Below are 15,293 nucleotides of genomic sequence, written 5' to 3' on the forward strand. Positions count from 1 at the left end.
GTCCGTCGACCGTGGGTCACCTCCGGGTTGGCCGTGTGACGGAATCGTGCGTGCCCATGACCGGCAGGCGACGCAACGGCAGCAGGTTCCTCTCCCGTCTCCTCCCCCGGCCCGGCCGTGGCCGCGCCCTGGCCGCGGGCGCCCTGGCGGCGTGCGTGCCGCTGATCACCGGCTGCGGGATCGTCCCCGGTGCCACACAGGGCGCCGGGGACGGCCCGATCACGGTGATGACCTGGGCGCCGGAGAACACCGGCGCGAACGACAAGCCCGGGATGCCCGCCCTGGCCCGCGCCTACGGCCGCTGGGTCAACGCCCGGGGCGGCATCGGCGGCCGCGAACTGCGGGTGCTCACCTGCAACGAGCGGAACGACAGCGTGACCGTCGCCCGCTGCGCCCGGCGCGCGGTCGAGGAGGGCGCCGTCGCCGTCGTCGGCTCCTACAGCCAGCACACCGACTCCTTCCTGAACACCCTGGAGAGCGCCGGCATCCCCTACATCGGCGGCTACGGCATCACCAACGACGAGTTCACCAGCCCTCTGTCCTACCCGGTCAACGGCGGGCAGCCGGCGCTGCTGGCCGGCCTCGGGCGGGCGCTGGCGGACCGCTGCGGGCCGGTCGCCCTGGTCCGGCCGGACACCATCGCGGGCGACCAGCTGCCGCCGCTGCTCGACTCGGGCCTGGCCGCAGGCGGTCACGGGCGGGCCGGCGACCAGCGGGCCGCGGAGGACGCCACCGCCTACGACGACCACGTCCGGCAGGCCCTTCGGCGGGCCACCGCCGACCCGGACCGGCCCGGCTGTGTGGTCCCGGCGCTGGGCGATCGCACGCCCACCTTCATGGACTCCTTCCGCCGGGCCCGCGCGGACTTCCCCGAGGTGCGCACCGCGACCGTGCTGGGCAGCGTCGACCAGACCACGATCAACGCCTCCGGCGGGGCGTCGGGCCCCTACGAGGGCGCGTACGTCACCGGCTGGTACCCGCAGGCGAGCGACGAGCGCTGGGACGCGATGAAGGAGGTGATCGAGCAGGAGGCGTTCGGCGACACCCGCATCGACCCGGCGGACGCCGGGGTGCAGACCACCTGGATCGCCTATACCGTCATGCACCGGGTCGTCGAGACGCTCGGCGGCGGGGAGGTCAGCGCCGACGCCGTCACCGACGCGCTGGACGGCGGGCTGAAGGTGAGCACCGGCGGGCTCACCCCCACCCTGCGGTGGAAGGCGCGGCAGGAACTGGCCGCCGTGGGCTTCCCGCGCATGGTCAACGCCGAGGTGACCCAGCAGGTGGTCAGGGACGGGCGGCTGGTCGCGGCCGGCAAGGGCTTCACCGACACCACCGGGACCCTTCAGGCGGCCGACCTGGTGTGAGGGCGAGGCCGGCCGCTCAGACGGATCCTGGGAGGGAAGGGAGGGAGGGAAACGTCACAGCTGGGTCGGCTGGCGCTCGGTCAGGCCGTACTCGCGCGCCACCGCGTTCCACAGCTGGGAGGCCTTGCCCTTCTGCGCGGTCGCCACCCCGCTGGCCCGGTTCCCGGCCTGGGTCTGGGGAGTGGAGCGCGCCTGGCCCTTCTTGCACATCTTGCGCTGGTTCTTGGCGACCTGGTCGGCCCACGCGGCGTAGTGGTTGTCGGCGGACGCCGAGGCCTGCCACGCCTTGGTGAGCGCGGCGGTCAGCTCGGTGTGCCGGGGCAGCTTGTCCACGGACAGCTCACGGAGATCCGTGACCAGCTGGCTGCGCTGCCTGGCCGCGTCCCGCAGATTCTTGGACGCCTCCGGCAGATTGCGGCACGCCTTCACATCGGCCACCGACTTGATCACGGTGGAGCGGCTGTCCCCGCTGGAGGCGAGCAGCTTGTCCAGCGCCACGGCCTGCTCACGGGCCGGATCGGCGGACGGCGAGGGGGAGGCCGACTCGCTCGCGGGGGCGGTGGCGGACACCGTCTGTCTCTTGTCGTCGCCGTCGTCGTCCCCGCCGTCCTCGGCGAGCAGGGCGCCCGCGCCGATGCCGACGGCGGCGATCACCACGCCGACCGCGGCGAGCACCGGCACCCGCGAGCGGGGGCCGCCCCCGCGTCCGCCGCGCCCGCCCGCGCCGGCGGACCGGGGCGGCAGGGTTTCGTCGATGCGCGGGAGCTGCTGGGTCGCCCCGGCGGGGCCGCCGCCGCTGTCGCTGCGGAAGAGGTTGTCGACCTCGGCCGGCGGCTGCCGGTTGCCGTCACCGGGCTGTGCGCCGAAGCCCTGGCCGGGGACGGGCGGGATGTACTGGGTCGCCTCGGCGTCGGGGTGGCCGGCGGGCGGCTGCGGCCGGCGCAGCGAGCGGGTCTCCTCGGAGTCCTCCCCGGCGGGCCGCTCCGGCGGCAGCCCGCCCGGAGCGACCGGGGGTATGTACTGCGTCGCGCCCTCGTCGGCCCCGTTGCCGGTCACGGGCGGTATGTACTGCGTGGCGCCCTCGGGAGAGGCCCCGTGCGCAACGGGGGGTATGTACTGCGTCGCGCCCTCGGGAGCGGCGGCGGGCTGCTGCTGCGGGGCGGCGCCGTAGGCCTGACCGCCGCCGTGCGTGCCGTAGCCGGAGTGCTGGGCGGAAGGGCCGTGGCCGGCCTGCGCGGCGGAGGAGCCCTGGCCGGCGTCGGCGGGCGGCAGCGGGCCAGGTCCGGCGTGCCGGCCGGAGGCGGGCGGCAGCGAGCCCGGTTGCTGGTGCTGCTGCGCGGTCGGGGTGCCGCCGTGCTGGTACGAGGCGGAGGGTGCCGGCGCGCCCTCGGGAGGCAGCGGGCCGGGCCCGCTCTGCGGCCCGGCAGGAGGCAGCTGCCCGGCCGGGGGCTGCTGTCCGGCCGACGGCTGGTGCGCGCCCGGCGTGCCCCAGGGGGACGGCGTCCCGGAGTCCCACTGGCCGGAGCCGGCCGCGGCGGACGGGGCCTGGGGCTGAGCCTGCGGCTGCGGCTGCTGCCAGCCCTGGCCGCCGGCCGGGGCCTGCTGGTGCGGCCCCTCGCCGGGGCCCCACGGCTGGCCCCAGCCCTGGCCGCCGGGGGGTGCCGAGGCGGGGGGCTGTGCGGACGGCCGGGAGGGCGCGGGGCCGGTCGAGGGCGTCGCGCCCGGCAGCAGGGGCTCACCGCCGTCGGAGGGCAGCACGATGCCTTCGCGCGCGGGGCGCGACGAGGGCTCCTCGCCCTGTCCACTCTGCGTCACCGGGACTCCTACCAATGGGGTACCTTGTGAATCGTCGGGTCACGCTACCGGGTCCCCGGAGCCCGTTTCCACGCAGTGCAGGACGTGATCTCCTGCCTGTGAGCGCGGTAACAAAACCGCGTCACCGCACGCTGTTTATGTCACCTCCTTCACATCGGCCGCTCGGGACGCGAACGTTCACCCCCGGTGCCGGCCCGTTCACGTCCCGCGCCGCGGGCACGCCCGCTCACGCCGCCGTCTGCAGCCTGGTCCGCGCCCCGAACTCCCGTACCACCGGCTCCTCTCCGTACGGTTCGAGGCGCTGCTGGAAGTCCTCCAGATACTCGGCGCCCCGGTTGGAGCGGAGCCCGTCGAGGATCTCCACCGCCTTCAGGCCCGTGGCGCAGGCCTGTTCGATCTCCCGCTGCTGGACCTGGGCCGTGGCCAACAGCACATAGCCGATGGCCCGACGCCGCGCCCGCGACTCGGGGTGCCCGGCGAGCGACTCGCGCGCACAGCGTGCGGCGGCCTCCGCCTGCCCGAGATCGCGATGGCAGTGCGCCAGCTCGTCCGCCAGATACGCCTCGTCGAAGTGGGCGATCCACGCCGGGTCGTCCCCGGACGCCGCGTCGGCCGCCTCCATGGCGCTCATCGCCCGTCCGGCCGCCGCCTGCGCGGCGCGCACGTCGCCCATCAGGGCGTGCCCGCGCGCCTCCGCCGCGTGGAACATGGCCTCCGCGCGGGGCGTGACGCGCCCCCGCGCGCCCTCCTGCGCCGCCCGCGCCAGCTGGGCGATCTCCCGGGGGTTCCCGAGCTGCGCGGCCAGGTGGCTCATGGAGGCGGCGAGCACATAGCCGCCGTATCCGCGGTCGCCCGCCGCCTGCGACAGCCTCAGCGCCTGGATGTAGTAGCGCTGGGCGAGCCCCGGCTGCCCGGTGTCCACGGCCATGTACCCGGCGAGCTCGGTCAACCGGGCGACCGCCGCGAACAGTTCACGGCCTACCGACTCCCGGTAGGAGCCGGCCAGCAGCCCCGACACCACGCTGTTGAGGTAGTGCACGACGACGGGCCGCACATGCCCGCTGCCGTACTGGTGGTCGAGATCCACCAGCGCCCGGGTCATGTCCCGTACCGCGGCCACGTCGGACCTGCCCACGCGCGGTCCGGCCGAGCGGGCCACCTGGGCGTCCGGCGCGGAGATCAGCCAGTCCCGGCTGGGCTCCACCAGCGCCGAGGCGGCGACGGCCGAGCCGGACAGGAAGTCCCGCCGCCCCACGTCGCTGCGCCACAGCTCGCAGACCTGCTCGATGGCCCCCAGTACCGTCGGCGAGAACTGGAGACCGACCCCGGAGGCGAGGTTCTTGCCGTTGGCCATGCCGATCTCGTCGATCGTGACCGTACGGCCCAGTTTGCGGCCCAGCGCCTCCGCGATGATCGCCGGGGCGCGGCCCCGTGGCTGCTGTCCGCGCAGCCAGCGGGCCACCGACGTCTTGTCGTAGCGCAGGTCGAGGCCGTGCTCGGCGCCGCACATGTTGACCCTGCGGGCCAGCCCGGCGTTGGAGCATCCGGCTTCCTGGATGAGCGCCTGCAACCGCTCGTTCGGCTGCCGCGCGACGAGAGGCCTTGCGGCCATGGCGTAACCCCCTGTGGCTACGGTGCCTGCCCACACACCGAGTTGACGTGCTTGTCCGTGGCCGTACTTTTCGCGTCCCGGCGAGAAGTTCCGGCCGTGAAGATCAATGCCCCGCGGATGTACCGAAAATGCGGGACTTGTGAGAATTGCCGGAGTGACGGCATACGAGGTCGTCCGCCGGCCCCCCTCCTGGCTACCCACCCGCGGGCGCCGTTCCTCCCGCGCGCCCCCACCCGTGCACCCATGCGCCCCGGACGCGGGGCCGGTGCTCCGGCCCCGCGCACGCGCGCGGGCGTAACCACTGGTGGCGGGTGAAGTTGTGTTCATCGTGGAAGAGACGATCCCGGGCACCGAAGCCGCACAGATCCCGAAGCAGCGCGGGCAATCGCTGCTGGACACCGCAGTCCGCTATGCCGAGGAGCGTCACTGGGACGTGTTCCCGGGCACCTGGCTGGAGGCCGCCGACGGGGTGCAGCGCTGCTCGTGCGGCGACGCGGCCTGCCCCGCGCCCGGCGCGCACCCGTCCCGGCCGGACTGGGCGACGCAGGCGACGGGCAGCGCCACCGTCGCCCGCCGGATGTGGCAGAAGCAGCCGACCGCCTCGATCCTGCTGCCGACGGGCCGCACCTTCGACGCGATCTCCGTCCCGGAGACGGCGGGGTTCCTCGCCCTCGCGCGGCTCGAGCGGATGGAACTGACGCTGGGTCCGGTGACGCTGACGCCGTCACGGCGGATGGAGTTCTTCGTGCTGCCGGGGGCGGCGGTGAAGGTCCCGGAGCTGGTGCGCGGTCTCGGCTGGTCGCTCGCCTCGCTGGATCTGGCCGTGCTCGGCGAGGGGATGTACGTGGCCGCGCCGCCCACGCGGGTGGGGTCCCGGGGTGCCGTGCAGTGGGCCTGCCGTCCGACGCCCGCCAACCGCTGGCTGCCGGACGCGGAGGAGCTGATCCCGGCACTGGCCTACGCCTGCGGGCGCGACCGCTAGGGCTTGACCCGCGGCCAGATCTGAAAGACGGGCCCTGTGAAGGACGGGGCCTGGTCGGCTTGCCGTTCCGCCTGGTCAGGCCGTCCGGCTGCGGGTGCGCCGAGGCCACCGGCCGGTCCGGCGGCGCCTGCTCGGGGGCGCACCGGTGCCCGTAGGCTGCTGCCATGACGGAGGGAACTGGGGCGGACGGGGCAGCGGTCCGCGTACGGGGGCTGTGGAAGCGGTTCGGCGAGCAGGTGGCCGTCGGGGGGATCGATCTCGACCTGCCGGCGGGGAAGTTCATCGGGCTCGTCGGACCGAACGGGGCCGGCAAGACGACGACCCTGTCCATGGTGACCGGGCTGCTGCGGCCGGATCAGGGGACCGTGGAGATCGCCGGGCACGACGTGTGGCGGGAACCGGTGGCGGTGAAGGCCCGGATCGGGGTGCTGCCCGAGGGGCTGCGGCTGTTCGAGCGGCTGTCGGGGCGTGAACTCCTCGCCTACAGCGGCCGGTTGCGCGGGCTGCCCGGCGCCGAGGTCGACAAGCGGGCCACCCAGCTGCTCGACGTCCTCGACCTGGCCGGCGCCCAGCACAAGCTGGTCGTCGACTACTCCACCGGCATGCGCAAGAAGATCGGGCTGGCCGCCGCGCTGCTGCACAATCCCGAAGTCCTCTTCCTGGACGAGCCGTTCGAGGGCGTCGACCCGGTGTCCGCGCAGACCATCCGGGGCGTGCTGGAGCGCTACACCGCCTCCGGCGCCACGGTGGTGTTCTCCTCGCATGTGATGGAGCTGGTGGAGTCGCTGTGCGACTGGGTGGCGGTGATGGCCGCCGGGCGGATCCGGGCGCACGGCCCGCTCGCCGAGGTGCGCGGTGACGCGCCCTCCCTGCAGCGGGCGTTCCTGGAACTCATCGGCGCCGACGGACGGGACGCCTCCTTTGACCTCGACTGGCTGGGCGGCGGTTCCCGGTGAGCGCGCCCGCGATCACCCCCGTCGTCGTCCGGCTGAAGCTGTCGCTGCTGCGCAACGGGCTGCGCCAGTCCGGTGGCCGCCGGGCCGCCTACATCGCCTCCGCCGTCGTGGTGCTGCTGTTCGCCGCGCTGCAGCTGCTCGGGCTGATCGCGCTGCGCGGGGTCGGGCACGCCGAGTCGCTGGTGGTGCTGCTCGTCGCGGTGCTGGGTCTTGGCTGGGCGGTGATGCCGCTGTTCTTCCCGGGCGGTGACGAGACCCTGGACCCGACCCGCCTGGTGATGCTGCCGCTGCGGCCCCGCCCGCTGGTGCGGGCTCTGCTGGTGGCCTCGCTGGTGGGCATCGGGCCGCTGTTCACGCTGTGCATGTTCACCGGTTCGGTGATCGCGGTCGCCCGCGGCGGGGCCGCCTTCGCCGTCGGGGTGCTCGCCGTCCCGCTGGCGCTGCTGGTGTGCGTGGCGCTGGCGCGTGCGGTCGCCGCCGCCAACGTACGGCTGCTGACCAGCCGCAAGGGGCGGGACCTCGCCGTGCTCAGCGGCCTGGTGATCGCCATCGGCGCCCAGGTGGTCAACTTCGGCGCGCAGCGGCTCGGCTCCGCCGGGCTCGGGGAGCTCGACCCGGTGGCCGGGGTGCTGCAGTGGATCCCGCCCGCCTCCGCGCTCGGCGCCGTGCACTCGGTGGGCGAGGGCGCCTACGGGACGGCACTGGCGCAGCTGGCGCTGAGCGCGGCGGCCCTGGTGGTGCTGCTGGCGCTGTGGTCGCGGTCGCTGACCCGGCTGATGACGGCTCCGGACGGCTCCACCCTGCAGACCGGGGATAAGGCCGTGCGGGAACGCTCCGCGAGCGGACTGGCCCGGCTGCTGCCCGCCGGCCGCACCGGCACGGTGGTGGAGCGCAGCCTGCGCTATGTGTGGCGTGACCCGAAGACCAAGGCGGCCTGGGTGACCTCGCTGGCCATCGGGCTGATCGTGCCGGTGTTCAACGCCTGGCAGGGCACCGGCTCGGTGTACTTCGCCTGCTTCGCGGCGGGCATGCTCGGCATCCAGATGTACAACCAGTTCGGACAGGACACCTCGGCGTTCTGGATGGTCGCCATGACCATCTCCACCACCCGTGACGCCTACGCCGAGCTGCGCGCCCGCGCCCTGGCCCTGCTGCTGATCACGCTGCCGTACGCCACGCTGGTCACCGTGCTGACCACGGCGATGCTGGGCGACTGGCGGCGGCTGCCGGAGGCGCTGGGGCTGTCGTTCGCCCTGCTGGGCGCGATGCTCGCGACCGGCGCCTGGACCTCGGCGCGTTTCCCGTACTCCATCCCGCAGGAGGGCCACAAGAACGTCGCGCCGGGGCAGGTGGGGCTGGCCTGGATCTCCATCTTCGGCGGCATGATCGCGGCGGCGGTGCTGTGCGCCCCGGTCATCGCCCTGACCATCTGGTGGAACATCAGCGCCGACGGCGACGACCTGCTGTGGCTGCTGCTGCCGGTCGGCACGGCCTACGGGGCGCTGCTGACCCTGCTCGGGCTGCGGCTCGCCGCACCGCAGACGGCACGGCGGCTGCCGGAGATCCTCACGGCGGTCAGCAAGGGCTGAGCAGGGCGCGCCCGCAGACGTCTTTACGCGCGCCCGGGACGCGCCCGCCGGGCGTCCGGTACGCCCCGCCGGATCAGCCCTCGCGCAGGGAGTCCAGGAACGGTTCGATCGCCGCGCGCCATCCCTCGGGCTGGTCGTAGTGGACCAGATGGCCGGCGTCGGCGACCTCCGCGTACTGCCCGAGCGGCAGGACGCGGACCATCTCCTGGGCCTCCGCGCGGCCCAGCTCCCCGTCGAGGCCCCGCACCACCAGGGCGGGGCACCGGACCTGGGCCAGCTCCTCCCAGTGCGCGTCGTACACCCAGGTCTCGCGGGAGCGGAGCATCACCTCCTGGTCGAAGACCGGGCGCCAGCCGTCCGGGGACTCGGCCATCACCTCGGCGTAGAACTCGCCGCGGGCCGGGTTGGGCCGCTCCACCCAGGGGTCGTCCTCGCCGAACCACTTGCGGACGTCGGCGAGCGTGGCGAACGGAACCGGCCACGCCCGGAACCACTCCTCCCACACGCGCTGCGAGGCTGCGCCGAGCGCGGAGGCCCGCATGTCGCAGATGACCACGCCGCGGACCAGGTCGGGGCGCTTGGCGGCCAGCTGCCAGGCGGTCAGGGCGCCCATGGCGTGGCCGATGAGGACGGCGGGGGCGAGATCCAGCTGCTCCAGGGCGGCCTCGGCGTCGTCGACGTAGGCCTCACGGCTGTAGGAGGCGTGCGGGGGCTTGTCGCTGCGGCCGTGGCCGCGCTGGTCGAGGGCGACCGCGCGGTACCGCTCGGAGAGCCAGCGGGCGGTGGACGCCCAGTGCGAGGCGCGCCCCATCAGTCCGTGCAGTAAGAGCACGCCGGGGGCGGCCTTGGCCTCGGTGCCCGTCTTGGGCGGGTCGCCGAACTCCCAGGCGGCGAGCTGCACGCCGTCCGCCCCGGTCACGCCGATGCGTCGCGCCATTCTCCTGGCACCCCCCAAGCTCGCTGTCTGCCGTGCCGAACCTGTCTGCCGCACCGCGCCAGATTATCGAATACGCTTTCGAAAGCGGTGTTCCGGCGGGCAACACCCCTCAATCGAGTGACACCCCGCCAGGATTGATCGCCGCGCCCCAGGGGAGATCTTCAGCGGGAGGCGGACCGCTCGGGGAAACCGGTCCGAGGGGAATGACCCTGAGAGCTCGGGGCTCCGGGTCAGTACAGGGGAGGACAGGCCCCGGCGCCCTGCGGCGCCGGGGCTCCTCACATGATCACGGCCCATCCTCCCGCCCCTCCCCGGCCGGGTGACATCGCTGTCAGGACCGACGCCGCACCCGACCGCGAACCCCCGGGTCATGCCTCACGCGACAGCCTCGCACGCGATCCGGGCGTGCGCTGCGATTCTCCGCACTGGATCTTCGAAACGACGCGATCACATCGGTGGCCGGTACGGATCCGTGCGGGGCCGGTCCAGATCCCTGCGTGGACGGTACGCGCGCGATGTCAGGGCGGTGTCAGGGCCCGGCGACGGGCCCAGGCGATACCGGCGAGCCCAGGCGGTCTCAGGGCTTGGCGACGAACACATGGGAGGCGACGTCCGGCTGCAGCTCGGCCGCCTCGCCGCCGCTGCCGACCAGCACACCGCCGCCCGCCGACTCGGTCACGCTCACCACCGAGCCCGGCTGCACCCCCGCACGGCGCAGCGTGTACATCAGCTGCGCGTCCGTCTGGATCGGCTCGCCGATCCGGCGCACCACGACCGTCTTGCCCTCGCTGCCGGGGTCGAGATCGGCCAGCGACACCATGCCCTCGTCCAGGAACGGGTCGGCGCCGTCCGTCTCGCCCAGCTCCTCCAGGCCCGGGATCGGGTTGCCGTACGGGGACTCCGTCGGGTGCCGCAGCAGCTCCAGCACGCGGCGCTCGACCGCCTCGCTCATCACGTGCTCCCAGCGGCAGGCCTCCGCGTGCACCTGCTCCCACTCCAGGCCGATCACATCGACCAGCAGACACTCGGCCAGGCGGTGCTTGCGCATCACCCGGGTGGCGAGGCGGCGGCCCTCGTCGGTCAGCTCCAGATGGCGGTCGCTCGCCACGGAGACCAGACCGTCCCGCTCCATCCGCGCCACCGTCTGGCTGACGGTCGGACCGCTCTGATCGAGCCGTTCGGCGATCCGGGCGCGCATGGGGACCACACCTTCCTCCTCCAGCTCGAGGATGGTGCGGAGATACATCTCCGTGGTGTCGATCAGTCCGGACATACGTGCCCCTTGATGTGATCTGCGTTTGGCTCTGCCGGAGGCTGGACGGCTCACCGGCACGTGTGCTGGCCCAGGACTCAATTCTGACGCATGTCACTGACAAGCGTGCGGCACCGTGGAAACGGGGTGCTTCGGACGGCTTTGCACGACCGATGCGTCAGGTTCTGGCCAAGCCCGCGTCCGCCGCCGAGCACGCCCGCGCCGTCGTGGCCGAGCACGGCACCACCGTATTGACACGGCAGTGGTCCAGACCGCACCGTGATCCGCAACACAGCCACCCGAAGGGATGCCGCATGAGCGACCGCACGCCGGCCGACCGGTTCCTCGACGCCGCGATCGACCTGCTGCACCGGGTCCGCGACGAGGAGGCCGGCTCCATCGCGGCCGCCGGCACGCTGCTCGCCGACACGGTCGCGGACGGCGGACGTCTCTTCGCCTTCGGCGCCGGCCACTCCTCGCTCGCCGCGCAGGACGTCGTCTACCGCGCGGGCGGCCTCGCCCTGATGAACCTGCTCGCCGTGCCCGGCGCCGTCGGCGTCGACGTCACGCCCGCGACGCTCGGCTCCGCCCTGGAGCGCGTCGACGGCCTCGCCACCGCCGTGCTCGGCTCCTCACCGCTGCGCGCGGGCGACGCGCTGGTGATCATCTCCCTGTCCGGACGCAACGCGCTGCCCGTGGAGATGGCCATGCGCGCCCGCGCCCTGGGCGTCCGGGTGATCGGCGTGACCTCGGTCGCCTACGCGTCGGAGACCACCCCACGGCACTCCTCGGGGACCTTCCTGAAGGACCACTGCGACGTCGTGCTCGACTCCAAGATCGCGGTCGGCGACGCGGAGCTCACCCTCGACAACGTCCCCGCGCCCTTCGCCCCCGCGTCCACGGTCGTGACCTCGGCCCTCCTCCAGGCCGTCGTGGCCACCGCCGCCGCCACCCTCGCCGAACGCGGCATCGAGCCCCCGCTGCTGCGCTCCGGCAACGTGGACGGCGGCCACGAGTGGAACACCCGCATCTTCGAGCAGTACGGGGACCGCATCTTCTACCGGCACTGATCTTCTACGGGCACTGAGCCGGGACCACCGGGCTCCACCGGAACCGAGCCGGGACCACCAGGTCCTACACGCACCGAGCCGGGACCGGGACTACCGGTCCTCCTTCCCCAGCAGCCCCGCCAGCCCCGCCAGATCCAGCGCCGAGGCGATCCGCACCGCCACGTCCTCCGCGTACAGGGTGTCGGAGCGCTCGAAGGGCGTACGCCCGGCGCCCCGCAGAAACGTCACGGCACCCAGGGTGCGCCCGCGGCTGCGCAACGCCGTGCACAGGGCGTGCACCGTGTCCGGCGGCCACTGGCGCGACTCCGCCCACGCCCGCCGCTCCTCCGGGCCCACCTTCCCGGCGTTCGCCCGCACCGAACCGGCCCGCTCCACGCACTGCAGCGCCGGGTGCCCCCGCTCGTAGCGCACCGGCAGCCCCGCACCGCCCGCGAGACTGCTCGGCCCCGGCGCCCCCGAGGGCGTGGCCGCGATCCGCACCAGCCGGACCGGACCCTCCTCCTCGCCGTCCCGCGCCGCACGCTCCACGACCCGGTCGATCAGCGCATGATCGGCGAACCCGGCCAGCGCGAAGTCCAGATGGACCGTCGCCGCCTCCGCCGGGTCCTCGCACTCTGCCGCCGCCCGCGCCGCCCGGTGCAGCTGCTGGGTGCGGAACCTCAGCAGCGAGGCCTCCTGCTCCGCCTGCTTGGACTCGGTCACGTCCTGGAACAGCCAGCCCACCCCCAGCGGAACCGGCTCCTCCGCCAGCGGCGAGGACAACCGCAGGAAGCCGCTGCGCCAGCAGCGCCGCCGCTCGCCCTCCGGCGTGCGCACGCTCACCCAGATCTCGGCGGGCGCCGGCGGCGCGCCCTCCGCCAGCACATGCGTCAGCGCGCTCTCCAGCTCCTCCACACCCTGCGCCAGCAGCTCCCCCAGCGGCCGGCCCAGCACCGACGTACGCCCCGTGCCCAGCGCCTTGGCCGCCGCCGCGTTCACCACCGCCGGACGCAGATCGGCGTCCACCAGCACGACACCCCAGGAGGCGTCCTCCAGCAGCGCCTCGCTCAGCGCGATCGACCGCTCCAGATCGATCTGCGCATGCACCTCGCTGAACGCGCAGTACACCCCGGCCGGCTTGCCGTCCGGACCGCGCACCGCCGCCGACTGGGTGCGCACCAGCACCCGGCGGCCGTCCTTGGTCAGCAGCGCGAACTCGTGCACCTGACGGCCGGGCGCGTCCATCGCCGACATCAGCCGCGCCTGGACCTCCTCGGCGTCCGCGGGCCGCACCGCCCACCCCGCGAACCCCTGCCGTCCCACCGCCTCCTCGGCACTCCACCCCAGAATCCGCTCCGCCTCGCGGTTCCAGTGGGTCACCACCCCGTCCGCGTCGAAGGCGCACAGGGCGGCATCCATGCCGTCCAGCAGAGCGGCAAGCAGATCGGACCCGTCCGAGCCGTCCCTGCTCTCCCGCTCGGGCTCGTCGGGCCCCAGCTCGTCCTTGGTTCCAGTACGCCGGGAAGCACTCACCTGGACCCCCTGCAGGCTGCGTTCGCACTACGGCGCGACGGTTCGCTCACTCGCCATCATTCAACTTGAACGTGATCCAGCGCACATCGAATTCCCGGAAGCTTGGGTCAATCGTTGTACACGGCCGCTTCCCCGCCGCGCGTCCACCTCGATCTCGATCCGCATCCGGGGATCGGCCAGCTCGCACACCATCATCGTCGCGGCCGGCCGCACCTCGCCGAAGTACCGCCTGAGCACCGGCCAGCACGGCTCGAAGTCCTCCCGCCGGGGCAGCAGATACCGCACCCGCACCACATCGGCGAAGCCGCACCCCGCCTCCTCGAGCGCCGCCCCGATGTTCCGCAGGCACTGCCCGGCCTGCTCGACCACGTCCTCGGAGATCGTCATCGTCGCGTAGTCGAACCCGGTCGTCCCGGACACATACACCCGGTCCCCGTCCACCACGGCCCGCGCATACCCGATCCGCTCCTCGAACACGGACCCGCTCAACACGGCCCACCGCTCCGACACCTGCCCTGCCTGCTCCGTCTGCTCGGCCCGTGCATCACCCATGGCGGCACGCTAGGTGATCTCCACCGGCTGTCTGGGAGAAATCTCGAAAAAGGGATCGCAAAAAGCGGTTGCTGCGCGGGCGCGGCGCTTCTTAGGGTTCCAGGTACACGGAAGGGAGGTGGTTCGGCAGATGTATGACTACCGGACGCGTGAGGTGGCTGCGGGCTAGCGGTCCGCCACCACACTCAGTGCGGTGCCGGACCAGCTCGTGAACGAAGCGGGCAGCCGGCCCAATCCCAAGCAGTCACCCGACCCGCGAGTCGCCGGTACGTCCGGCCGGCTCCTCCCGCTGCGGAGGACCCTGGCTCGCGGGTCGTCTGCGTTCTGGGGGCCGGTCAGTGGGCGATCTCGGCGTAGCCCTCGATCTCGCGGGGGTCGCGCGGACCCGGGCCCACGTAGCGGGCGGAGGGGCGGACCAGGCGGCCGGTGCGCTTCTGCTCCAGGATGTGGGCGGACCAGCCGGCCGTGCGGGCGCAGGTGAACATGGACGTGAACATGTGGGCCGGGACCTCGGCGAAGTCGAGGACGATCGCCGCCCAGAACTCCACGTTGGTGGCCAGCACCCGGTCGGGGCGGCGGGCCTGCAGCTCGGCCAGGGCGGCCTTCTCCAGCGCCTCGGCGACCTCGTAGCGGGGGGCGCCCAGTTCGCGGGCGGTGCGGCGCAGCACGCGGGCGCGGGGGTCCTCGGCGCGGTAGACGCGGTGGCCGAAGCCCATGATGCGCTCGCCCCTGTCGAGGGCCTTCTTGACGTAGCCCTCGGCGTCGCCGGTGCGCTCGATCTCCTCGATCATGCCGAGCACGCGGGAGGGGGCGCCGCCGTGCAGCGGGCCGGACATGGCGCCGACGGCTCCGGACAGGGCGGCCGCCACGTCGGCGCCGGTGGAGGCGATGACGCGGGCGGTGAAGGTGGAGGCGTTCATGCCGTGCTCGGCGGCGGAGGTCCAGTAGGCGTCGACGGCGGCGACGTGCTTGGGGTCGGGCTCGCCGCGCCAGCGGATCATGAAGCGCTCGACGACGGACTGGGCCTTGTCTATCTCGCGCTGCGGCACCATGGGCAGGCCCTGGCCGCGGGCGGACTGGGCGACGTAGGACAGGGCCATGACGGCGGCGCGGGCGAGGTCGTCGCGGGCCTGCTTCTCGTCGATGTCGAGGAGCGGTTTGAGGCCCCAGACGGGGGCGAGCATGGCGAGGGCGGACTGCACGTCGACGCGGATGTCGCCGGAGTGGACGGGGATGGGGAAGGGCTCGGCCGGCGGCAGGCCGGGGTTGAAGGCACCGTCGACGAGCAAGCCCCATACGTTGCCGAAGGACACGTGGCCGACGAGGTCCTCGATGTCGACGCCGCGGTAGCGGAGCGCGCCGCCCTCCTTGTCCGGTTCGGCGATCTCCGTCTCGAACGCGATGACTCCCTCGAGCCCGGGTACGAAGTCGGACATCAGGCGGCTCCTCGTGATGTGGACAGAATGCGATGCGCTGCGGCAGGCGGTTGTGCGTCCGGTGGATCCGCGGACTCGTCGAGGTGACGCACGGTTCGGACGTACCCCTGTGATGCCCGGTTGCTGGTCACCCAACCGGATCAGTGGCAGCACGATATCCCCGAGTGCCACGCTTGGGGAGAGTTCGCGGCACTCAGTGCCACTCAGTGACGA

Annotated in this window: 12 protein-coding genes; 5 read left to right on the top strand and 7 right to left on the bottom strand. The window is 73.4% G+C overall.

Annotation, left to right across the window (positions count from 1 at the left end; genetic code table 11):
• Positions 1-56: 56 nt before the first annotated feature.
• Positions 57-1,367 carry an ABC transporter substrate-binding protein gene (locus ABD198_RS08250; RefSeq protein ID WP_343998954.1) on the top strand — a complete coding sequence of 437 codons (1,311 nt, stop codon included), beginning with the start codon at positions 57-59 and terminating at the stop codon, positions 1,365-1,367.
• A gap of 54 nt (positions 1,368-1,421) precedes the next feature.
• Here ABD198_RS08250 and ABD198_RS08255 read toward each other — a convergent pair whose 3' ends face one another.
• Positions 1,422-3,182, bottom strand: coding sequence for a hypothetical protein (locus ABD198_RS08255; RefSeq protein WP_343998956.1), 1,761 nt, complete (start codon positions 3,180-3,182; stop codon positions 1,422-1,424).
• Between the two features lie 226 nt (positions 3,183-3,408).
• A complete protein-coding gene (locus ABD198_RS08260) occupies positions 3,409-4,794 on the bottom strand; it encodes an NsdA family TPR-like regulatory protein (protein WP_343998958.1) in 1,386 nt (461 codons plus the stop codon).
• 319 nt (positions 4,795-5,113) lie between these two features.
• Here ABD198_RS08260 and ABD198_RS08265 point away from each other — a divergent pair, with 319 nt between their 5' ends.
• From ABD198_RS08265 to ABD198_RS08275, 3 genes are all read left to right on the top strand, one after another.
• Entirely contained in the window at positions 5,114-5,776 is a 663-nt protein-coding gene (locus tag ABD198_RS08265) for a bifunctional DNA primase/polymerase (protein ID WP_343998960.1), read from the top strand.
• A 164-nt stretch (positions 5,777-5,940) separates the two neighbouring features.
• A complete protein-coding gene (locus ABD198_RS08270; protein WP_343998962.1) occupies positions 5,941-6,732 on the top strand; it encodes an ABC transporter ATP-binding protein in 792 nt (263 codons plus the stop codon).
• Complete coding sequence (locus tag ABD198_RS08275; RefSeq protein ID WP_343998964.1) at positions 6,729-8,321, top strand: transporter; 1,593 nt, start codon at positions 6,729-6,731, stop codon at positions 8,319-8,321. The genes ABD198_RS08270 and ABD198_RS08275 overlap by 4 nt, the downstream gene beginning before the upstream one ends.
• A 73-nt stretch (positions 8,322-8,394) precedes the next feature.
• Here ABD198_RS08275 and ABD198_RS08280 read toward each other — a convergent pair whose 3' ends face one another.
• Positions 8,395-9,258: an alpha/beta fold hydrolase gene (locus tag ABD198_RS08280; RefSeq protein ID WP_343998967.1), complete on the bottom strand. Its 864-nt coding sequence runs from the start codon at positions 9,256-9,258 to the stop codon at positions 8,395-8,397.
• A gap of 577 nt (positions 9,259-9,835) precedes the next feature.
• The gene (locus ABD198_RS08285) at positions 9,836-10,531 is read right to left on the bottom strand and encodes an iron-dependent transcriptional repressor DtxR (RefSeq protein ID WP_343998969.1); all 696 of its coding nucleotides are present in this window, start codon (positions 10,529-10,531) and stop codon (positions 9,836-9,838) included.
• A gap of 293 nt (positions 10,532-10,824) precedes the next feature.
• On the opposite strand from ABD198_RS08285, the gene ABD198_RS08290 reads away from it, so the two are divergent.
• Positions 10,825-11,580: an SIS domain-containing protein gene (locus ABD198_RS08290; protein WP_343998971.1), complete on the top strand. Its 756-nt coding sequence runs from the start codon at positions 10,825-10,827 to the stop codon at positions 11,578-11,580.
• Between the two features lie 90 nt (positions 11,581-11,670).
• Here the strand turns inward: ABD198_RS08290 and ABD198_RS08295 are convergent, their stop codons facing one another.
• The 3 genes from ABD198_RS08295 to ABD198_RS08305 all read right to left on the bottom strand — a co-directional run bounded on the left by ABD198_RS08295 (position 11,671) and on the right by ABD198_RS08305 (position 15,080).
• The gene (locus tag ABD198_RS08295) at positions 11,671-13,092 is read right to left on the bottom strand and encodes a PAS domain-containing protein (protein ID WP_343998973.1); all 1,422 of its coding nucleotides are present in this window, start codon (positions 13,090-13,092) and stop codon (positions 11,671-11,673) included.
• A 60-nt stretch (positions 13,093-13,152) separates the two neighbouring features.
• Positions 13,153-13,644: a RidA family protein gene (locus ABD198_RS08300; protein WP_343998975.1), complete on the bottom strand. Its 492-nt coding sequence runs from the start codon at positions 13,642-13,644 to the stop codon at positions 13,153-13,155.
• A gap of 335 nt (positions 13,645-13,979) precedes the next feature.
• On the bottom strand, positions 13,980-15,080 hold the full coding sequence (locus ABD198_RS08305; RefSeq protein ID WP_343998977.1) for a citrate synthase 2: 1,101 nt from the start codon (positions 15,078-15,080) through the stop codon (positions 13,980-13,982).
• Between the last annotated feature and the right edge of the window lie 213 nt (positions 15,081-15,293).

The sequence above is a fragment of the Streptomyces thermocarboxydovorans genome (assembly GCF_039524635.1).
Classification (GTDB): Bacteria; Actinomycetota; Actinomycetes; order Streptomycetales; family Streptomycetaceae; genus Streptomyces; species Streptomyces thermocarboxydovorans.

Excerpts from the sequence above, each read along its gene's own strand:
- ABD198_RS08250 (WP_343998954.1), top strand. The coding sequence starts at position 57 with ATGACCGGCAGGCGACGCAACGGCAGCAGGTTCCTCTCCCGTCTCCTC.
- ABD198_RS08260 (WP_343998958.1), bottom strand. The coding sequence starts at position 4,794 with ATGGCCGCAAGGCCTCTCGTCGCGCGGCAGCCGAACGAGCGGTTGCAG.
- ABD198_RS08270 (WP_343998962.1), top strand. The coding sequence starts at position 5,941 with ATGACGGAGGGAACTGGGGCGGACGGGGCAGCGGTCCGCGTACGGGGG.
- ABD198_RS08280 (WP_343998967.1), bottom strand. The coding sequence starts at position 9,258 with ATGGCGCGACGCATCGGCGTGACCGGGGCGGACGGCGTGCAGCTCGCC.
- ABD198_RS08285 (WP_343998969.1), bottom strand. The coding sequence starts at position 10,531 with ATGTCCGGACTGATCGACACCACGGAGATGTATCTCCGCACCATCCTC.
- ABD198_RS08290 (WP_343998971.1), top strand. The coding sequence starts at position 10,825 with ATGAGCGACCGCACGCCGGCCGACCGGTTCCTCGACGCCGCGATCGAC.
- ABD198_RS08300 (WP_343998975.1), bottom strand. The coding sequence starts at position 13,644 with ATGGGTGATGCACGGGCCGAGCAGACGGAGCAGGCAGGGCAGGTGTCG.
- ABD198_RS08305 (WP_343998977.1), bottom strand. The coding sequence starts at position 15,080 with ATGTCCGACTTCGTACCCGGGCTCGAGGGAGTCATCGCGTTCGAGACG.